This is a genomic window from Mycobacterium sp. pW045, from assembly GCF_041287085.1.
Classification (GTDB): domain Bacteria; phylum Actinomycetota; class Actinomycetes; order Mycobacteriales; family Mycobacteriaceae; genus Mycobacterium; species Mycobacterium algericum_A.
Genome location: NZ_JBGGKU010000032.1, coordinates 1 through 524, shown reverse-complemented (window position 1 = coordinate 524; position 524 = coordinate 1). Strand labels below are relative to the sequence as shown.

2 protein-coding genes are annotated in these 524 nt (G+C 63.4%); both read right to left on the bottom strand.

Annotation, left to right across the window (positions count from 1 at the left end):
• Positions 1-236 (bottom strand): WXG100 family type VII secretion target (locus ACAG20_RS21075; RefSeq protein ID WP_370494005.1); only part of this gene is annotated, 236 nt, incomplete at its 3' end.
• A gap of 15 nt (positions 237-251) precedes the next feature.
• Positions 252-524 (bottom strand): WXG100 family type VII secretion target (locus ACAG20_RS21070; RefSeq protein ID WP_370494004.1); only part of this gene is annotated, 273 nt, incomplete at its 5' end.

Genomic DNA, 524 nt, shown 5'->3' with positions numbered 1-524 from the left:
CCGGCGGTCTGCACCTTCTGACCGTGAGCGTTGGCCTGCTCGTAGATCACCGCGAAGTTGCGGCCCAACTGCGCCACGAACTCCTGGCAGGCCACCGAACCAGCGCCACCCCAGAAATCCCCGGCCGCCAACACGTCATGCACGATCGCCTGGTGCTCGGCCTCCAACGAGGCAGCCTGAGCACGAATCAACGCACCGTGGGCATTGACATCACCGAACTGGTAGTTAATCGACATCGCTGAAAGCCCCTTCTAGCTCGACAGGATCTGCTGGGAAGCAGCTTCCTGCTGCTCGTAATGGTTGGCGTCGCGGATCAACCCATCGCGCACCCCGTGCAACATGTTCACGATGTTGCGAAACGCCGTCTGCATCTGACCCATGGTGTCCATCGAGGTCCGCTCGGCCAGACCACCCCAGCCCGCACCCGAGATGTTGGTCGACGACGCCCACATCCGGCGAGCCTCATCCTCCACCGTCTGCGCGTGAACGTCGAAACGCCCCGCCATCGCCCGCATCGCATCCGG